An 18,781-nucleotide genomic window follows, 5' to 3' on the forward strand; every position below is an offset into this window, starting at 1 on the left:
ACAAATTGATAATTATTCTCAAAAAGTATTTATTTTTTATTAATAGCCTCAACGACTTCTTTCATTAAAACTGGTGATGCGTAAGCCTCCACACTAGAAGCAAGTGCTAACACCACTCCAATTACGAGAAAGAAGCATGTATAACGGATTAATAATGGTAATAGTGGCTCGGTTATTTTTCTAATAAATTGATGCCTAATCATCCGTAAAGAAAAACTTGCAGCAATAGTTGTCATAACGAGAAAGACTGGAATGATAATTAAATTTTGTGGCAAAACAGATACAAATGCTAATAATAGTCCATTCCATCCATGCTGACTTACTAAAAAACCAACTGTAAATCCAACGACAACTCCTTTTACAAATAATAAAATAAAAATAAGTGGTAATCCAATAATTGAAATCCCTAAAATCCAAATAAATCCGATGTATTTTAATTGCGAAAAGTAACTTTCTCGAAACATTTCGCCCGCAATGGCAAATTCTCCTTTAGAGACTTGTCCAAAAAAACGTTGTAAGTAAAATGATAAATCTTGTTTTTGATTGATTTGTAAACTATTCACCAGAATAGCTCCGAATATTACTCCCATCAATAATAAAACGGCGTTAAATATATATAATGAAGAGTTTTCCTGTATGTGAGACATTACACGGTCTTGCCAATTTTTTCGCCACATTTTTCTTCCCTCCGTTCACACTCTTATTAAAAATGTATGAAAGAAAGAAAAAAGTATGACGAATTAACATTGAAATTCCGCTCTACTTTGCTAAACTAAAAAGTAGAGAATAGGAGGGATTTCTCTTGAAACCATTATTATTAGATTTTCCAACATTATTTCAAACTGAACGCTTGCAAGTTCGTAAACCATTTCCAGGTGATGGTGCAGAAGTATATGAAGCAATCCAAGCTTCTCTAGAAGACTTAGTACCGTGGATACCAATTAACGCTGAAACAGAAGAGAGTGCTGAAGAAATTGTTCGCGAAGCTCACGGACAGTTTTTACTTCGTGAAACACTTGATTTTCACTTATACGATAAAGTATCTGGTACATTCATCGGAGCAATTACACTAAAGCCTGAAAACTGGGATATTCCAAAGTTTTCACTTCACTTCTGGCTACATAGTGCCTATACAAAACAAGGCTATATGACCGAAGCTGTTAAAGGTGCAATTCAGTTCGCCTTTGATAAACTAGGCGCTAGAAGAATTGAAATTCGTACTGATGCAACAAATATAAATGCATGTAGCTTAGCAGAACGTCTAGAATTCATTCTAGAAGGTACAATGGAAAATGATTTCCTAGCACCAGATGGTAGCTTACGTGATGCACGTGTATATGCAAAAATCAATTAAAAAACACTCGCCTTTGGCGAGTGTTTATTTTTGTAGTTGTAAATATTGTACTGCAAACATCGTCTTCGCATCATGAATACGAAGATCTTTCATAAGAGTAATCGCTTCTTCTAACGATACTTCCATTAATTCCACAAACTCATCTTCATCTAACTCAGCTTTATTTTCTTTTTTTGTCAAACCTGTCGCTTTATATACATATAAAATTTCATCTGCGAATCCTGGAGATGTATAAAAAGAAGTAATGAGCTCCATATTTTCACATACATATCCTGTTTCCTCTTCTAATTCACGAACTGCTGTTACCTCAGGTTTTTCACCAGGTTCTAACTTACCAGCTGGAATTTCTATAATCGCCTTTTCAAGCGCTTTACGATACTGCTCAACAAGCACAATTTTCCCCTCATCAGTAATAGCAATAATAGCAACTGCACCAGGGTGATTTACAATTTCACGTTTACTCATTGCTCCATTTGGTAATACTACATCATCAACACGAACTTTTATAACTCTACCATCAAAAATCGGCTCAGTTTTTACTGTTCTCTCTGCAAGATTACTCATACTACTTCATCTCCCTGTTCTATTTCCTATTCTTTCCTCATACATTTTACCACATTGAAAGGAGCGTGATAGAAATGAAAGTTTATATTTTACCAAATCGCGTCACTTTAGTCGGAAAAGCATGGCAAATTCGCCATAAGCTAAAGCAATATAGCAAAGAGTATACAACTGTACAAGAGTGGATTACAGCAAATAAAGTGAAACATTAATCATGCTTTTACGGGCAGTTAATGCGAAACGAAAAGTAAACGTTTGTCAACCTCTTTTCCCTCTCGTACAATAAAGGTAAGGAGGTTGACCTATGAAAAAACGTCAATTAGGAAACTCAGATTTGTTTGTTACAGAAATAGGCCTTGGCTGTATGTCTCTCGGTACATCTGAAACAGAAGCTATGCGTATTATCGATGAAGCAATCGATTTAGGAATTAATTTTTTTGATACAGCAGATTTATATGATTACGGATTAAATGAAGAATTTGTTGGAAAAGCCTTGAAGGGAAGAAGAGACCAAATTGTTCTTACAACGAAAGTTGGAAATCGTTGGACAGAAGAAAAAAATGGCTGGTCTTGGGATCCTTCTAAAGCTTACATAAAAACTGAAGTAAAGGAAAGTTTACGTAGACTTCAAACTGATTATATTGATCTTTACCAACTTCATGGCGGAACGACTGAAGATCCAATAGATGAAACAATTGAAGCTTTTGAAGAATTGAAAAAGGAAGGTATTATTCGCCATTACGGTATTTCTTCTATACGCCCAAATGTCGTTCGTGAGTATGCAAAACGCTCAAACATCGTTAGTGTACTAATGGAATATAGCCTTTTAAATCGTCGTCCAGAAGAATGGTTCCCCCTTCTGAATGAACACCAAATTAGCGTCATTGCCCGCGGACCACTTGCAAAAGGAATTTTAACTGACAACAATGCAAAAAAAATAGAAAGAGTAAAGGAAAAGGATTATCTCTCTTATTCTTACGATGAATTACATACAACTCTAGCGAGTGTAAAAGAAACGATTGGAGAACGCTCTTTAACAGGAACAGCTATTCAATATTGCTTACATAGTAAGACTGTTGCAGCTGTTATACCCGGTGCAAGCTCGCTTCAACAATTACAGGAAAATATACGAGCTAGCCAACAGTTACCTTTAACGAAAGAAGAATATATACAACTTCAAAAGATTGTTAAATATGACACATATGCTTTGCATCGTTAAAAATATCGAATTACCGATAAACAGAAGACTGTCTCCAGTATTAGGAGACAGTCTTTTTTATAACGTATCATATTTATCAGGATTCGTTCCTACATGTAAATCACGATTCAACGTGTTAATTTGACGTATCTCTTCTTCAGTTAGTGCAAAATCAAAAATAGTAAAGTTTTCTTCAATACGAGATGGTGTAACAGATTTAGGAATTGTAACAATTCCGCTTTGAATATCCCACCTTAATATAACTTGTGCAGGTGTTTTTTCATATTTGTTAGCAATAGCCTGAATGATTGGATGCTGGAATACTTCTCCGCCCCTCATTAACGGACTCCATGCTTCCATTTGAATTTGCTCATCTTGACAATAATTGCGCAACTCAAATTGCGTCAACATCGGATGAAGTTCCACTTGGTTTACCATCGGCTTCACTTTGCAATTTGGTAATAATAGTTCTAAATGATGTTTATGAAAATTAGAAACACCAATCGCGCGCACTTTACCTTCTTCATACAATTTCTCCAAAGCTCGGTACGTATCAACATACTTCCCTCTTACCGGCCAATGTATTAAATATAAATCTACATAGTCCATTTGTAATTTTTTCAAACTCTTTTCAAACGCCTCGAGTGTCTCCTCATATCCTTGATCGTCGTTCCATACTTTTGTTGTTATAAATATATCTTCTCTTGGAATTCCTGATTCACGTATCGCCTCTCCGACACCGCTTTCATTTTCATATACAGTTGCTGTATCAATCGAACGGTATCCAACTTCTAACGCTGTTTTTACTGCTTGCTTTACTTCGTCTCCTTCTTTCGCTTTATATACGCCTAGACCAATCATCGGCATTTTCACGCCATTATGAAGTGTAGTTGTTGGAATATGCACAGTCGTCTCCCTTTCATTGTTACATTTTTTATAAGCCACAACTTTATTTCAACAAGATTCATCCCAAAAGTCAAAACATACGTACAGTTTACATAACACTTTTATATAGCTAAAAAATAACGTGAACTCATTCATTTAAGTTATTTTCTCTCCATTCTTTCGCTTTTTCATCCACATTGCGCACAAACTCATTTTTCCCTTCCGTATATAACGTGCCATCATATGTATACTTTTCGGCTAATTCTCTCTTTAAGGTTGCATATGCCTCTGCTTCTTCACAATGAGCCATCATATAATCACGAAACGCTAAATGCCTTACAATCTCTGGATTTCCTTTTTCAAACACGTGTAAATGATACGAACGTTTTTCTTCAGTTCCATGAATAAAATATCGGCGTCTTGAAATACCATTTTCCCCTTTTACGATGTAACCAAGCTCTATAAATCGTTCATTCCACCCATCTACTCTTTCGATATTTTCTACTTCCATGATCATATCAATAATAGGTTTAGCTGCCAGTCCGGGCACTGACGTACTTCCAATATGATGAATTTTCACCGTTTCTGGCATCGCTGTTTTTAATCTTTCAGCCTCCATTTGAAATTTTTCACTCCAATGGTTTTCATGTGGAACAACGATAATTTTTCTCATTCTAACTCCCCTTTTCTTACAAGCTCGTCAAAAAATGATCAGTGAAATACCACTGATCATTTTTTATTATTTAAAGTCTTTCCAAGTAAGGTTACTTTCACTTAGCAGTTCTTCAAATGATTTATTCTTTTCACGTTCTTTTTGTTCTTGGCGCTTTCTTTCCAGTTCAGCTGCCTCTTTTTCCTCTTCCCTCACTTGCAACTCTTTCTTCTTACTCTTTAATTGTTGCATGAGTGAATCATTTAATTGATCGCCTAATGTAAGTGTTTCTTTCTTCGGTTGATTCACTTGTGATTGTCTTTGTATTTGTCTTTGTTTCTTTTTCTTCATGCTACTCACCTTTTACTTTTTTCTCCATTATAGTAGATACACGATGAAATCGACAATAAAAAAAGGTCTTCACTCTATTATTCACTTTTTGTAAATATGTTAATTTTTCGAAAAGACTAAATTTTTGTGTAGCTATAATCCTATGAATCTATTAAAATTATGTCGTATGATGTCAGATTATAAAAAAAGGAGAATTATATTATGTGGAAAAAAATTATTCCTGCCGTTGCTGTTTTAAGCACCATTACTTTTTCAAGCGTATTTGCCGCTCCCCCATCTCAGAATCCAACTGAACAAAACCGCTACATAGACGTACAAATGCTTGGTATTAATGATTTCCATGGACAACTAGATACTGTTAAAAAAATCAATAATAAAGAAGCTGGTGGCGCTGATTACTTAGCTACTTATTTAAAAGAACGTAAAAAACAAAACCCTAATACACTTCTCGTACATGCTGGTGATATCGTCGGAGCTAGTCCACCAGTTTCAGCATTATTACAAGATGAACCGACAATTGAATTTTTAAATGACTTAAAATTTGATGTCGGTACAATCGGAAACCATGAATTTGATGAAGGTATTGATGAAATGCAACGCCTCATTTACGGTGGATATCATGAAAAAACAGGGAATTTCAAAGGGGCTAACTTCCCCTATGTAGCTGCTAACTTCTACAACAAATCAACTGGCCGCTTATTTTTACCACCGTTTACTGTAAAAATGGTAGATGGTGTTCCTGTAGGATTCATTGGGGTTGTTACAACTGATACACCAAATGTCGTTATGCCTACGATGCTTAACAATGTACAAATTACTGATGAAGTAGAAGCAATTAATAAATCAACACAACAATTAAAACGTCTCGGCGTTAAATCTATCGTCGTTCTTGCTCATGTCGGTGGAACAACCGATGAGTCTGGGGTAACAAATGGCGATCTTACTCGAATTGCAAATGAAACAGACCCAGAAGTTGATGTTATTTTCGGTGGACATAGTCATACGTATGTAAATGGTACAGTAAATAATAAACTAATTGTCCAAGCAAATTCATACGGAACGGCTTTCTCAGACGTGGATGTAACAATTGATCGTAAAACAAAGGATATTGTAAAGAAAAAAGCTGAAGTTGTTACAACGTATCATGAAGGTGTAGAACCTGATAAACAAGTAAAGAAAAAACTAGATCAATATAAAGAAAAAATTGCACCACTTGTAAATGAAGTAGTCGGAAAATCTACAGCACCTATCGACCGTAAACAAAATGATGCTGGTGAGTCCACTCTTGGAAATTTAGTTGCCGATGCTCAGCGTCAAACGATGCAAACTCAAATCGCCCTCATGAATCCTGGTGGCATTCGTAATGACTTAGATGCTGGTGATATTACGTGGGGTGAGTTATACGGCATTCAACCTTTTGGAAATCAATTAATTAAAGTAGATTTAACAGGTCAAGACATTCGCGATATTTTAAATCAGCAATGGCAAAAAGGAACAACAAGAATGCTTCAAATTTCAGGTATTCAATATACGTGGGATGCAAATAAACCAAACGGTGAAAAAGTTACAAATATACGTTTAACAAACGGAGAAGAATTATCTCCATCTAAAATGTATAGCGTAGTTGCAAATGCCTTCTTAGCTTCTGGCGGTGACGGATTCGTATCATTTAAAAATGGTAAAAATGCAGAAACTGGTCCAAACGACTTTGAAGCGTTAGTCGATTACGTAAAACAATTAAAAGAACCAATTCAGCCAGTTATTGATGGAAGAATTCAAAAAGTAAATTAAGTGTTTCTCTAATAATAAATTTCATTTTTCACGCCATAAAGGATTTATACTGATCCTCTATTTTATACGTAATATACATCATAAAAAGGATACTCGTTCTTCCAATGAACATAGTATCCTTTTCTTTAGTTATCAAAATGTGATGTTTTGTCAACTTCATATTGCTGTAAAAATTGGTGCAACGCCTCTTCTACAAGTTTAGATTTTTGAATTCCTTTCGATTCTGATATAAGGTCCAATTGTGATAATATTTCTGTATTAATAGAAAAGGTTCGTCTCTTCTTCTCTGTACTTTTACTCATAATTGGTACAATTACTTCTTCTCTTTTTCTTAATAATTCATAAATGCTTTGTAATTGCTCATAAATTAACAATTGATAATCTGTTTTCTCATATTGAAGGGCGGTCGCTTCTTGGAGTTGTAAGTGACGTGGTTCTTCTCCATCTCCTACAAAAATACGTTTCTTCTGCTCTCCATCATATTCGTATCCAATCAATCTTAATTTCTTCGATAATGTATACGGGCTTATTTCAAGACGTTTTGCTATAATAGCGATGGGTTCACGTCTATTTAAACCATCTATAATTTCTCCAATCGTCACAATTTCCCTCCTCCCGTGTTGAAATGACACTAGTATGGTATGTTACAATGATTTTCTAACAGTATATGCAAAATGAATAGCCTGTGCGATTCATACGATTTCACAAAAGGAGGTTTTCAATATGCTTTTTCGTAGCTACACCCCTCAGTTCTATAATGAAAACAAACAACTCATTCCTAACAGTATCGCTACGATAGAAAGCGTTATGATTAATAATCGAAAACAAACTCTCCTTATGCGTGGACAAAACGTAGAGCAACCTATTTTATTATGCTGTCACGGCGGACCTGGGATGGCACAAATCGGATTTATTCGCCATTTTCAAAAAGAATTAGAGAAGCAATTTATTGTTATTAATTGGGATCAGCGCGGGGCTGGTAAATCCTTTTCACTGAAAGATTTCGGAGCAAATTTCACAATCGAACAATTCGTTTCCGATGCAAAAGAAGTGATTCAATATGTACTTAAAAGGTTCAACAAACAAAAACTATTTCTCGCTGGTCATTCTTGGGGAAGTATTATTGGGCTTAACATAGCACATCAATATCCAAAGTATATTGAGGCTTACATCGGTATTGGGCAAATTGTACATATGAAACAAAATGAAGAATTGCTATATCAACATTTAATTCGTTCTGCAAAAAAACATAATCATAAAAAAGCATTAGCTTCCCTTTTAAAATTAGGAAAGCCACCATTTTTAGATACGAGACGTCTCATTATTCAAAGAAAGTGGCTTGGCACATTCGGAGGCGCAATCCAAAATGGATCTTCCTTTTCTTTCATACGAAAAGGTTTCTTTTCTCCTGAGTACACGCTATTAGATTGGTTCAAGTTTCTCGCAGGAAATTTAAAATCTGGCGTTTTATGGGAAGAAATGCTGACAATCGATTTCTTTTCTTCTATCTCAAGTTTATCTATTCCAGTTTATTTTTGTTCTGGTCGCTATGATTATCAAACTCCTTATGCACTCGTTCAGGAATATTGCGATATTATTGAAGCGCCTATAAAAAAGATGATTTGGTTCCCAAACTCAGCACATTCTCCTGATCTAGAAGAACCAGAATTATTCGCCAATTCTTTGCAATCAATTAAACAAGAGCTAGCTTTTCAGCATTAGTCACAAAAGGCTCTTTTACATTTCATAGAAAACATTTTATAATAATATGTCGCAAGTATGTATAAACATAGCAAAATGTTTCATATGTACTTGTCTTAACAGAATAAAAATTTAGGGAGATTACATTTATTATGAACGCTGTACTCGTCGCAGTAGCAATTATGCTATTGCTTAGTTTGTTACGTGTCCAGGTCATTGTCGCCATCATTGTTGGAGCTTTAACAGGCGGACTTATCGGCGGACTCGGTATTTCAGAAACGATTAACACTTTTACAACTGGTCTTGGAAACAGTGCTCCAATCGCTTTAAGTTATGCAATGCTTGGTGGTTTCGCTATTTCCCTTTCCAAAACAGGACTTCCAGATGCTATGATTCAAACTGCATTAAAATGGATTGGCAATGAACAAGACACGAAAAAACAAGTTTATTCTAAGGTACTTATTTTATTCATTATTTTAATGATGGCTTGTTTCTCACAAAATGTGATTCCTGTTCACATTGCTTTCATCCCCATCTTAATTCCAGCACTTTTAAAAGTATTAACTGAGCTGAAAGTGGATCGCAGACTTGTCACATGTATTATTACATTTGGATTGATTACTCCTTATATGTGGATCCCTGCAGGGTTCGGAAAAATTTATCATGACGTATTGCAAACCAACGCTGCGCAAAGCGGTCTTACATTTGATGTCGCACTTATTCCAAAAGCAATGACTATTCCAGCAATCGGTATGATTATTGGATTATGTGTAGCGGTATTCATTACGTACCGAAAACCTCGTACGTATGAAACAGAACAAATTCATACTACCGAAAATGAAATCGTTCCCTATACAAAACGTAGCATTACTTTCGGGTTATTATCTATCATTGCTACATTAACTGTTCAATTAACAACAGAATCAATGATTTTCGGTGCTTTAGCAGGTATTATCGTCTTATCAGTTAGTGGCAGTCTACCACTTAAAGAAGCAGATGCGATATTAACAAGCGGAATGCGTATGATGTCCTTTATTGGCTTTGTTATGATTGCTGCCGCTGGATTCGGCGCTGTTCTTCGAAAAACAGGACATGTTGAATCTCTAGTGCAAACGAGTGCACATATAATCGGAAATAACAAACCACTCGCTGCATTTCTTATGCTCGTTATTGGACTTCTCGTTACGATGGGAATTGGTTCATCCTTTTCAACCATCCCTATCTTAACAACCATTTTTGTACCTCTTTGCATTCAGCTTGGATTTAGTCCAATGGCCACAATTGCAATTATCGGTACAGCCGGAGCACTAGGTGACGCAGGATCTCCAGCATCGGATAGTACCCTTGGACCAACATCCGGTTTAAATGCTGATGGTCAGCACCATCATATATGGGATACATGTGTACCCACTTTTCTACATTACAATATACCGTTACTTATATTTGGCTTTATTGCCGCAATTACATTATAAAAAGGTGCGTATAAAACGCACCTTTTACTTTTTTATTTTTCCTTTTAATTGTTGAAAAGCTACTTTTCCGTTATCTTTGACATAGTTTTCAATTGTCGGTAGTGATGAACCTATCCATTCACACTCTATACTCCCATTCGGTCCAACAATTTTTAATTTATCTGGTATATGTATATTTAGAAATCTCGCTGACCGAATTAACTCAATAGCAATCTGATCACTTGAGGCTACAATTCCATCTACATACGGATTGTTTTGCAATAATGTAATAAATTGTTTATTTGTATACCCTTGTACACATTCTTCTCGATAAGAGATTCCTTCATCCCAAACAGCGTCTAAAAACCCTGCTATATGATCTTCCATTTCTGCACTTTCTTCTCCCTCACCGAAATATGCAAGAAAGTGACACCCTTTCTCTTTTAATACAGAAACAGCTCTCTGTCCACTTTCATAATAATTTCCATGTGATTGTTGCTCATCGATCACAACAAACGGAAATGGAATTTTTCCTACACTTTTAAAAACTGCTCTTGTCAAAATAACACCTGCAATGTTATTTTGCTTCAGCATATGTATGTATCTATCTTTATTCTCTATATTACAAATAATGATTTGATAACCTTCTTTATATGCTATTTCCTCAATACAATGTAGCAAAGTGATGTTTGATTGGTTACATAAATTATCTACAAGTAATGCAATTATCGTTGAATCCTCTTTAAATAGTGGCTTCGCTGCACTGTTTGGCCTATAACGTAATTCTTCAATTGCTTCCTTTACTTGTTTTACTGTGTCCTCATGAACGTATCCTTTTTCATTAATAACTCGTGAAACGGTTGCGACTGAAACACCTGCCAATTTTGCAACATCACGTATAGTTGCCACATCGTCACCCCTTAATATGGTAATAGATTACAATTTTACGGTAACCTAAATTAAACTATCCGTCAAGATTAATAACTCATATTTCTGAAAATTGTTACATCATTTCACTAAACGATACTCCAACTGAATTTCATGTAAAATTGGGATATTATCATATCCAATACATGGAATTTCTTTCTTTATTTTTCGTGCCTCCTCTACCGCATTCACATATAAATTAGTCATTACAAAATTACGTTTTTGGTAAAATCGTAACGCATTCATATTATCATTTGTTGTAATAAGCCAAACCTGTCTGCACCGTTCTTCTTCTGCAACTTGTAATACACAATCCACAAGTTTCGTCCCTATCCCCTTTCTTTCTTCAAAGCTATCTAGCGATACAATTTCGCACATATTTCTGGTCACTTCATACGTTATAATTCCGATTATTCTGTCATCTGAGAGCGCAACAAACCCTGGCAACTCTTCTAATTGATGCCCCTTACCACGTGAAACCATCAATGAACTTCCCCAGTTCTCACACATGAACATTCGGATTGTTTCTTTCATCGCTGGCGTAATTTTTTGTATATGCACCATTTCCTATTTCTCCCCTTTTATATCATTGTGATACAATATAAGTGTATCACATGTAACGGTATTTGGAGGATGAGGTAAAGTATGAAACGTTTTTTTGCAGCATTGTTTACTATACTAGGTGCAATAACTGCCCTTGGGATTTTCTTTACAAATAAAGTGATGTACTTAAAGAAAAAAACAGAGGAAGAAGTACTCGAAAGAGAAACGAAAAAACATTTTCGTATAGAGGATTTTGATGCTCTTCATAAAGAAGAAATTCATATCCCTTCACAATTTGGATACGACCTTCACGGATATTACATTCCTGCTGGTCATTCCACCAATAAGTTTATGGTTTTTTGCCACGGTGTAACTGTAAATAAAATAAACTCTGTAAAATATGCAAACTTATTCTTAAAAAGAGGATATAACGTCCTCATTTACGATCATCGTCGTCATGGTAAAACTGGCGGAAAAACAACAAGCTATGGATACTATGAAAAACATGATTTAAAATCCGTAGTTGACTGGCTAAAAAACCGTTTTGGCACCAATATTACACTTGGTATTCATGGTGAATCTATGGGAGCTGCAACACTTCTTCAATACGCAGGACTTGTAGAAGATGGTGCTGATTTCTATATTGCAGATTGTCCTTTCTCTGATTTTCACGGACAATTACAGCACCGTTTAAAGGTTGAATTCCATTTACCAAAATGGCCTTTATTACCTTTAGCAAACGCATTTTTGAAAGTTCGTGACGGTTATACAATTCGTGAAGTTTCACCAATCGACTGTATAAAAAACATTAACAATCCCGTTCTCTTTATTCATAGTAAAGATGACGACTATATTTTAGCTGATATGACAAAAGCGTTATATGAAGCGAAAGAAAATAATAAGCAGCTTTATATTGCAGAACACGGTGCACACGCTTGCTCTTATAACGAAAATAAAGAAGAGTACGAAGCAGCCGTCGATCAATTTTTAAACACATATGTGAAAGAAACAAAAAACAGGCTTGCATAAGCCTGTTTTTTATTGCGCTAAAACGTCTGTAACTTGTTCCATATTTTCAGAAATCCATTGCATTGCATCATCTAACGTTGGGAATTCTGTCGTTTGAAATGTTACTTCATCTTGAAGTAACCAAACATCCTTTGCCTCTTGCCCTACACCTGCAATGGACCAATGTAACAAACTATATGGATGATTATCATTCAAAAATGATGCCCACGTGCGCTCATTTGCAATGTTTCGTAATGTATGTAATTGTTTATCCATCTCTCGTCACCTTACTCTAGTCAGTTATGAAAACTATTATAACACTCTCTTCTTTCTCAAACAAAGTGCTCTTTTTTCTCCGCTATTTGCGGGCAGTAAAACTCCCACCTCAAAATTCGGCTGAAACAAAGAAGTTAGGTGGGAGATTAACTGCCCCTAAAAGCCCGATTGGTTCAACTAATAATTAGTGGGGGATGCCTCCCCCACTAATTAAAGTTTCACTTTATATTGCCAAGCACTTCCCTTGATTATATGATGAAATTAAGCGTTTGGGAAGGAGGGATAACGTTGGCAAAAGTACAAATTAAAGTAAATGATAATGGCTCTTTTCGCGTTACAGGGGACGTGGAATTAGTCGACTCACAAGGGAATGCATTCCCAGCAAAACCGGCATTTTCTTTATGCCGTTGTGGTTTATCAAAAAATATGCCTTATTGCGACGCTTCGCATAAAGGTAAATTCGAGTCTGTTGTTAGAGCACCAGAGGCAGAATAATTTTACATGTGACATGCACATTTTTTTGTGCATGTTTTTTCTTTTTAGCAACTCCGTTATATCCCTTCTCTTTACAACATTTCTAATACTTTTATTTCCATTCCAGCCTGCATATATTTTCACACAATTCTTCACATTCGAATATTTTTTACTAGCCTTTTATTTTTTTTGTGCTATAATTTGAGCAAACAGCATCCTTCGGGGTCGGGTGAAATTCCCAACCGGCGGTGATGAAGTGAAAACTTCTAAGTCCGTGACCCGTTTTCAACTCGAAAACGGTGGATCTAGTGAAACTCTAGGGCCGACAGTATAGTCTGGATGGGAGAAGGATATGTTTCTAGTTTTTTATATAGTGAATACACTTTTATTTCAGTATGCATATTTTTAAAGATTCATTTTGATTCTTTATATATGTTTAATTTTCTATACTTATTTTTTATACTGAAATAAAAAGAGACAACTAGCGTTTAAAAATTCGATATTTTGCTAGGTTTTTTCCTTATGCAGAAATATCAATTATCGTTAGGTTTCTTTCCTATGCTTTCGTATTCAAACTATATTTCTAGAAATCACGTCTCCCAAACCCCAAGGATATTAAATCCTTGGGGTTTTTTGATTTTTTTTGGAGAGGTGAAGAAAATGACAGATCAAGAATATATGAGGATTGCCCTGCAGTTAGCAGAAGGAACATCAGGACAAACAAGTCCAAATCCTATGGTTGGTGCTGTTGTTGTAAAAGATGGAAACATCGTTGGTATGGGCGCTCATTTACGAGCTGGTGAAGAACACGCAGAAGTTCATGCCCTTCAAATGGCTGGTCAGAACGCCAAAGACGCTACCGTTTATGTAACACTGGAACCGTGTAGCCACTTTGGAAAAACACCACCTTGCTGTGAATTGCTCATCGAAAAAGGAGTTAAGCGTGTTGTAATTGCTACTCTCGATTGTAATCCGCTCGTTTCTGGTAACGGAAAAAGAAGATTAGAGGAAGCTAGAATTGAAGTAACTACCGGTGTTCTTGAAGCAGAAGCAGTTTTATTAAATCGCTACTTTTTTCACTACATGAAAACGAAACGCCCTTTTGTAACAATCAAAACAGCGATGAGCTTAGATGGAAAAACAGCAACTGTAACTGGTGAAAGTAAGTGGATTACAGGTGAAGAAGCACGTGCTGATGTTCACCAATATCGCCATACACATGATGCAATTCTTGTTGGAGTGAATACAGTTATAGCTGATAATCCTCATTTAACAACAAGAATTCCAAATGGTGGGAAACATCCTATTCGCGTTGTTTTAGATACCCATTTACGAACGCCACCATCTTCTCATGTTATAACAGATGGTTTAGCACCGACATGGATTATTGTCGGTAAGGATGTAAAGAAAGAGAAGATATCTTCTTATGAATCTAAAAATATAGCTATATTCCAAATGGAAACGAAGCATATAGAAATCGAGGACCTTCTTTCCTTTCTTGGAGAGAAACAAATTCTTTCTCTATTCGTTGAAGGTGGCCAATCGATTCATGCAAGTTTCTTAAAAACAAACAATTTTAATGAAATTGTAACCTATATAAGCCCGAAATTAATTGGTGGGAAAGATGCTCCTACTTTATTTGGAGGAAATGGTTTTTCAAAATTACAAGATGCGCTTTCCTTGAAAATTCAAGAGATGAAACAAATTGGTGATGATATAAAAATCGTTGCGAATGCCCGAAACGAGGTGACGAAATGTTTACAGGAATTGTAGAAGAATTAGGAACGATAGCAAACATGCAACAAAGCGGAGAAGCGATGAAATTAACGATTCATGCAAAGAAAATTTTATCAGATGTTCACTTAGGTGATAGTATCGCGGTTAACGGTATTTGCTTAACTGTAACAAACTTTACAACTACTTCATTTACAGTTGATGCAATGCCTGAAACGATGCAGTCGACATCACTTCGCATGCTTAAACCGCACTCTAAAGTAAATTTAGAGCGAGCAATGGCTGCAAATGGACGATTCGGTGGACATTTCGTTTCAGGACATATTGATGGCATCGGAACGATTTTAAATAAAAAACAACATTACAATGCCGTCTATTACAAAATAGCAATTTCTGATGAACTGCTGCGCTATTGTTTGCAGAAAGGGTCCATTGCTGTTGATGGAACGAGTTTAACGATATTTGATATAGACGAATCTTCCATAACGATTTCGCTCATCCCGCACACAGTAAGCGAGTCTGTCATTGGAGAAAAAAATGCCGGAGATATCGTAAACATTGAGTGTGACATGATTGGTAAATATATCGAACGCTTTATTACTAAACCTACAAAACGAGTAGGTTCAATGACTGAAAGCTTTTTACAAGAAAACGGATTTCTATAAGGGGGAAGCACAATGTTTCATCGTATTGAAGAAGCTCTAGAAGATTTAAAACAAGGTAAAGTCATTATCGTATGTGATGATGAAAACCGAGAAAATGAAGGCGATTTTATTGCTTTAGCAGAGTACATTACACCAGAAACAATTAATTTTATGATTACACATGGCCGTGGTCTCGTTTGTGTACCGATTACAGCAGGGTACGCAGAACGTCTACAATTAGAACCAATGGTATCTCATAATACAGATTCACATCATACTGCGTTTACAGTGAGCATTGACCATGTTTCTACAACAACAGGGATTAGCGCTCACGAACGTGCAACTACGATACAAGAATTGTTAAACCCCGCATCAAAAGGCGCTGATTTCAATCGACCTGGACATATCTTTCCATTAATTGCGAAAGAAGGCGGTGTCCTGCGTCGTGCAGGTCATACAGAAGCTGCTGTTGATTTAGCAAAGCTATGCGGTGCCGAACCAGCTGGAGTTATTTGCGAGATTATAAATGAGGACGGCACGATGGCACGTGTACCTGATTTAATAGAATGTGCAAAACAATTTGATATAAAAATGATTACAATAGAAGATTTAATTGCTTATCGCCGCCATCATGAAACACTTGTGACGAGAGAAGTGGAAATTACATTACCTACAGATTTCGGTACTTTCCACGCAATTGGCTATTCTAACTCATTAGATACGAAAGAACATATCGCACTTGTAAAAGGTGATATTTCAACAGGTGAACCGGTACTTGTACGTGTTCATTCTGAATGCTTAACAGGAGATGTATTCGGTTCACATCGCTGCGATTGCGGACCACAACTCCATGCAGCACTTGCTCAAATTGAGCGTGAAGGAAAAGGTGTTCTTCTTTATATGAGACAAGAAGGAAGAGGCATTGGGCTTCTTAATAAGCTTCGCGCTTATAAATTACAAGAAGAAGGATTCGATACTGTAGAAGCAAATGAAAAACTCGGCTTCCCTGCTGATCTTCGTGATTACGGTATCGGTGCTCAAATATTAAAAGATTTAGGTTTACAAAGCTTACGATTATTAACGAATAACCCAAGAAAAATTGCTGGCTTACAAGGTTACGATTTAGAAGTAGTCGAGCGTGTACCGTTACAAATGCCGGCAAAAGAAGAGAATAAATCGTATTTACAAACGAAAGTAAACAAATTAGGACACTTACTAAACTTATAATTAAAGGAGAGATTTATTATGGTATTCGAAGGTCATTTAGTTGGTACAGGATTAAAAGTTGGAGTTGTTGTTGGACGTTTTAACGAATTTATTACAAGTAAGTTACTTGGCGGCGCTTTAGACGGATTAAAGCGTCACGGTGTAGAAGAAAATGATATTGATGTTGCTTGGGTTCCTGGTGCATTTGAAATTCCTTTAATCGCTAAAAAGATGGCTAGTAGCGGAAAGTATGATGCTGTTATTACATTAGGTACTGTAATCCGAGGTGCTACAACGCACTACGATTACGTTTGTAATGAAGTAGCAAAAGGTGTTGCGTCTTTATCACTACAAATGGACATCCCAGTTATTTTCGGCGTATTAACGACAGAAACAATTGAACAAGCGATTGAACGCGCAGGTACGAAAGCTGGTAATAAAGGATATGAATCAGCTGTTGCTGCAATTGAAATGGCTCACTTATCAAAACAATGGGCATAAAAAAAAGAGGCTGCGGCCTCTTTTTATTTTTTTACCTTTTTTTGTACATCTTTTATTAATTCATTCATCGTTTTTCCTTCTGTTTTTATATGAAGAGCTTGTGCTGTTCTCCATACATTCTCTCTTTTTTTCGCTTCTTCTATAATTGTAATTTCTTTTCTAACTTCCTTTAAATCTTTTCCTTCCGTTTTCAATCCAAAATGTTCAGCTTTCGTTCGAAAGTGTTGTTCGATTCTTTGTTGCATCTCTTTTTGTTCAGGATTTTCAGCAGCCTTAACTGGATCAGAACTTATTGCTTTTATTAAAATTAAACAAGTCATAATCGCTAATATGTATTTGTACATGTAAAATCCTCCAACCCAATATAAATTACATATTTACTATGTACAACTAGGGCTTGGAAAATTCGTCCACAAAAATTCTTTTTTTCGCTCAAAAACCAATAATATCAAGCGTTCACAACTATTTATTACATTTTATTTACAAAAAAGCAAACTCTTTTACAAGTTTGCTTTTTCATCTATCTTATAATGCACATTCTTCAATCTCAAATCCTAAATCTGCAATCATACCCCAGTCCGCAGTCGGCTCTTGTCCAGCTGTCGTTAAGTAGTCCCCGACAAAAATAGAATTTGCTGCAAATAAACCGATTGGCTGTACAGAACGTAAATTGATTTCACGTCCTCCTGAAATACGAATTTCTTTTGTTGGGTTTACAAAACGCATCATTGCAAGTACTTTTAAACATTCTACTGGCGTTAACTCTTTTTGCCCTTCAAGAGGTGTCCCCTTTACAGCAACAAGGAAATTACAAGGGATAGAATCTGCATCTATACGTTGTAATTCAAATGCAATTTCAGCACGCTCTTCAATTGTTTCTCCCATGCCAAAAATCGCTCCAGAGCATGGTGAAATACCAGCTTGTTTTGCTTTTTGAACTGTATCAACACGATCATCATACGTATGAGTTGAACAAATACTATCGTAATTATTTGCATGTGTATTTAAGTTGTGGTTATAACGGTGCACGCCTGCTTCCGCTAAACGTCCTGCTTGATCTTCATTTAAGAAACCTAAACAACAACAAATCTTCAAGTCTGTCGTTTCACGAATTTCCTTAACTGCTCCAATTACGTGATTTACCTCTTTATCCGTCGGACGACGACCAGACGCTACAATACAATATGTACCTGCTTTACGGCGTATTGCTTCATGTGCCCCTTCTACAATCTTCTCCTGCGTTAACCATGCATATTTATCAATCGGTGCTTCTGAAATAATAGACTGTGAGCAATATCCACAATCTTCAGGACATAATCCAGATTTCGTATTAATAATCATATTCAATTTTACTTTCTTACCAAAGTGATGATGGCGAATAATGTAAGCTGCATTCGTAATTTCTAAAACTTCTGAATCATCAGCTTCTAATATCGCTATTGCATCTTCTTTCGTAATCATTTTCTCTTCCACTACGTCGTATGCAAGTTTTTTCCAATCCCTTTTTGTTTGTACTTGTTTCAT

The 18,781-nt window shown here is 36.0% G+C and carries 23 protein-coding genes and 1 riboswitch; of the genes, 12 read left to right on the top strand and 11 right to left on the bottom strand.

Annotation, left to right across the window (positions count from 1 at the left end; translation table 11 throughout):
- Positions 1-29: 29 nt before the first annotated feature.
- Positions 30-647, bottom strand: a complete 618-nt coding sequence (gene spoIIM, locus HFD78_RS06230; protein WP_013142149.1) for a stage II sporulation protein M — start codon at positions 645-647, stop codon at positions 30-32.
- Between the two features lie 155 nt (positions 648-802).
- Between spoIIM and HFD78_RS06235 the strand changes: the two genes are divergently transcribed.
- The gene (locus HFD78_RS06235) at positions 803-1,354 is read left to right on the top strand and encodes a GNAT family N-acetyltransferase (protein WP_000803479.1); all 552 of its coding nucleotides are present in this window, start codon (positions 803-805) and stop codon (positions 1,352-1,354) included.
- 24 nt (positions 1,355-1,378) lie between these two features.
- Here HFD78_RS06235 and HFD78_RS06240 read toward each other — a convergent pair whose 3' ends face one another.
- Positions 1,379-1,918, bottom strand: coding sequence for an NUDIX hydrolase (locus HFD78_RS06240; RefSeq protein WP_000067041.1), 540 nt, complete (start codon positions 1,916-1,918; stop codon positions 1,379-1,381).
- Between the two features lie 74 nt (positions 1,919-1,992).
- Here HFD78_RS06240 and mciZ point away from each other — a divergent pair, with 74 nt between their 5' ends.
- Both mciZ and HFD78_RS06250 read left to right on the top strand, forming a co-directional pair.
- Positions 1,993-2,127, top strand: coding sequence for a Z-ring formation inhibitor MciZ (mciZ, locus tag HFD78_RS06245; RefSeq protein WP_000870302.1), 135 nt, complete (start codon positions 1,993-1,995; stop codon positions 2,125-2,127).
- A gap of 92 nt (positions 2,128-2,219) precedes the next feature.
- The gene (locus HFD78_RS06250) at positions 2,220-3,134 is read left to right on the top strand and encodes an aldo/keto reductase (protein WP_098762789.1); all 915 of its coding nucleotides are present in this window, start codon (positions 2,220-2,222) and stop codon (positions 3,132-3,134) included.
- Positions 3,135-3,191: 57 nt separating this feature from the next.
- Here HFD78_RS06250 and HFD78_RS06255 read toward each other — a convergent pair whose 3' ends face one another.
- The 3 genes from HFD78_RS06255 to HFD78_RS06265 all read right to left on the bottom strand — a co-directional run bounded on the left by HFD78_RS06255 (position 3,192) and on the right by HFD78_RS06265 (position 5,001).
- The gene (locus tag HFD78_RS06255; RefSeq protein WP_000547991.1) at positions 3,192-4,019 is read right to left on the bottom strand and encodes an aldo/keto reductase; all 828 of its coding nucleotides are present in this window, start codon (positions 4,017-4,019) and stop codon (positions 3,192-3,194) included.
- Positions 4,020-4,146: 127 nt separating this feature from the next.
- Positions 4,147-4,671 (bottom strand): GrpB family protein, encoded by a 525-nt coding sequence (locus HFD78_RS06260; protein WP_001226445.1) that lies wholly within the window; start codon positions 4,669-4,671, stop codon positions 4,147-4,149.
- A gap of 66 nt (positions 4,672-4,737) precedes the next feature.
- The gene (locus HFD78_RS06265; RefSeq protein WP_000727548.1) at positions 4,738-5,001 is read right to left on the bottom strand and encodes a YqkE family protein; all 264 of its coding nucleotides are present in this window, start codon (positions 4,999-5,001) and stop codon (positions 4,738-4,740) included.
- 201 nt (positions 5,002-5,202) lie between these two features.
- Between HFD78_RS06265 and HFD78_RS06270 the strand changes: the two genes are divergently transcribed.
- Positions 5,203-6,792, top strand: coding sequence for a bifunctional metallophosphatase/5'-nucleotidase (locus HFD78_RS06270; protein WP_000265560.1), 1,590 nt, complete (start codon positions 5,203-5,205; stop codon positions 6,790-6,792).
- A gap of 125 nt (positions 6,793-6,917) precedes the next feature.
- Here the strand turns inward: HFD78_RS06270 and HFD78_RS06275 are convergent, their stop codons facing one another.
- Positions 6,918-7,394, bottom strand: coding sequence for a ribbon-helix-helix domain-containing protein (locus HFD78_RS06275; RefSeq protein ID WP_000151926.1), 477 nt, complete (start codon positions 7,392-7,394; stop codon positions 6,918-6,920).
- Positions 7,395-7,515: 121 nt separating this feature from the next.
- On the opposite strand from HFD78_RS06275, the gene HFD78_RS06280 reads away from it, so the two are divergent.
- Both HFD78_RS06280 and HFD78_RS06285 read left to right on the top strand, forming a co-directional pair.
- The gene (locus HFD78_RS06280; RefSeq protein WP_000898967.1) at positions 7,516-8,514 is read left to right on the top strand and encodes an alpha/beta fold hydrolase; all 999 of its coding nucleotides are present in this window, start codon (positions 7,516-7,518) and stop codon (positions 8,512-8,514) included.
- 131 nt (positions 8,515-8,645) lie between these two features.
- Positions 8,646-9,965, top strand: coding sequence for a Na+/H+ antiporter family protein (locus HFD78_RS06285; protein WP_000994819.1), 1,320 nt, complete (start codon positions 8,646-8,648; stop codon positions 9,963-9,965).
- Between the two features lie 24 nt (positions 9,966-9,989).
- Here the strand turns inward: HFD78_RS06285 and HFD78_RS06290 are convergent, their stop codons facing one another.
- Both HFD78_RS06290 and HFD78_RS06295 read right to left on the bottom strand, forming a co-directional pair.
- Positions 9,990-10,853, bottom strand: coding sequence for a LacI family DNA-binding transcriptional regulator (locus HFD78_RS06290; RefSeq protein ID WP_000201341.1), 864 nt, complete (start codon positions 10,851-10,853; stop codon positions 9,990-9,992).
- A gap of 99 nt (positions 10,854-10,952) precedes the next feature.
- Entirely contained in the window at positions 10,953-11,435 is a 483-nt protein-coding gene (locus HFD78_RS06295) for a GNAT family N-acetyltransferase (protein WP_000233410.1), read from the bottom strand.
- Between the two features lie 81 nt (positions 11,436-11,516).
- Between HFD78_RS06295 and HFD78_RS06300 the strand changes: the two genes are divergently transcribed.
- Positions 11,517-12,443, top strand: coding sequence for an alpha/beta hydrolase (locus HFD78_RS06300; RefSeq protein WP_000819234.1), 927 nt, complete (start codon positions 11,517-11,519; stop codon positions 12,441-12,443).
- Between the two features lie 9 nt (positions 12,444-12,452).
- Here the strand turns inward: HFD78_RS06300 and HFD78_RS06305 are convergent, their stop codons facing one another.
- Positions 12,453-12,698, bottom strand: coding sequence for a DUF2552 family protein (locus HFD78_RS06305; RefSeq protein ID WP_000360793.1), 246 nt, complete (start codon positions 12,696-12,698; stop codon positions 12,453-12,455).
- Positions 12,699-12,986: 288 nt separating this feature from the next.
- Here HFD78_RS06305 and HFD78_RS06310 point away from each other — a divergent pair, with 288 nt between their 5' ends.
- From HFD78_RS06310 to ribH, 5 genes are all read left to right on the top strand, one after another.
- Entirely contained in the window at positions 12,987-13,193 is a 207-nt protein-coding gene (locus HFD78_RS06310; protein WP_001151579.1) for a CDGSH iron-sulfur domain-containing protein, read from the top strand.
- Positions 13,194-13,383: 190 nt separating this feature from the next.
- Positions 13,384-13,527: riboswitch (FMN riboswitch) on the top strand.
- A 305-nt stretch (positions 13,528-13,832) separates the two neighbouring features.
- Positions 13,833-14,945 carry a bifunctional diaminohydroxyphosphoribosylaminopyrimidine deaminase/5-amino-6-(5-phosphoribosylamino)uracil reductase RibD gene (gene ribD, locus HFD78_RS06315; RefSeq protein WP_000131988.1) on the top strand — a complete coding sequence of 371 codons (1,113 nt, stop codon included), beginning with the start codon at positions 13,833-13,835 and terminating at the stop codon, positions 14,943-14,945.
- A complete protein-coding gene (gene ribE / locus HFD78_RS06320) occupies positions 14,927-15,571 on the top strand; it encodes a riboflavin synthase subunit alpha (protein WP_000493901.1) in 645 nt (214 codons plus the stop codon). Before ribD ends, ribE begins: the two co-directional genes overlap by 19 nt.
- A 12-nt stretch (positions 15,572-15,583) precedes the next feature.
- The gene (gene ribBA / locus HFD78_RS06325) at positions 15,584-16,777 is read left to right on the top strand and encodes a bifunctional 3,4-dihydroxy-2-butanone 4-phosphate synthase/GTP cyclohydrolase II (protein ID WP_000468978.1); all 1,194 of its coding nucleotides are present in this window, start codon (positions 15,584-15,586) and stop codon (positions 16,775-16,777) included.
- A gap of 18 nt (positions 16,778-16,795) precedes the next feature.
- Positions 16,796-17,257 (top strand): 6,7-dimethyl-8-ribityllumazine synthase, encoded by a 462-nt coding sequence (gene ribH / locus HFD78_RS06330; protein WP_000230895.1) that lies wholly within the window; start codon positions 16,796-16,798, stop codon positions 17,255-17,257.
- A 23-nt stretch (positions 17,258-17,280) separates the two neighbouring features.
- Here the strand turns inward: ribH and HFD78_RS06335 are convergent, their stop codons facing one another.
- Both HFD78_RS06335 and bioB read right to left on the bottom strand, forming a co-directional pair.
- Positions 17,281-17,601, bottom strand: coding sequence for a hypothetical protein (locus tag HFD78_RS06335; protein WP_000280032.1), 321 nt, complete (start codon positions 17,599-17,601; stop codon positions 17,281-17,283).
- A 181-nt stretch (positions 17,602-17,782) separates the two neighbouring features.
- On the bottom strand, positions 17,783-18,781 hold the full coding sequence (gene bioB, locus HFD78_RS06340; protein WP_000815848.1) for a biotin synthase: 999 nt from the start codon (positions 18,779-18,781) through the stop codon (positions 17,783-17,785).

The sequence above is a fragment of the Bacillus sp. EKM501B genome (genome assembly GCF_011800505.1).
Taxonomy (GTDB): domain Bacteria; phylum Bacillota; class Bacilli; order Bacillales; family Bacillaceae_G; genus Bacillus_A; species Bacillus_A cereus.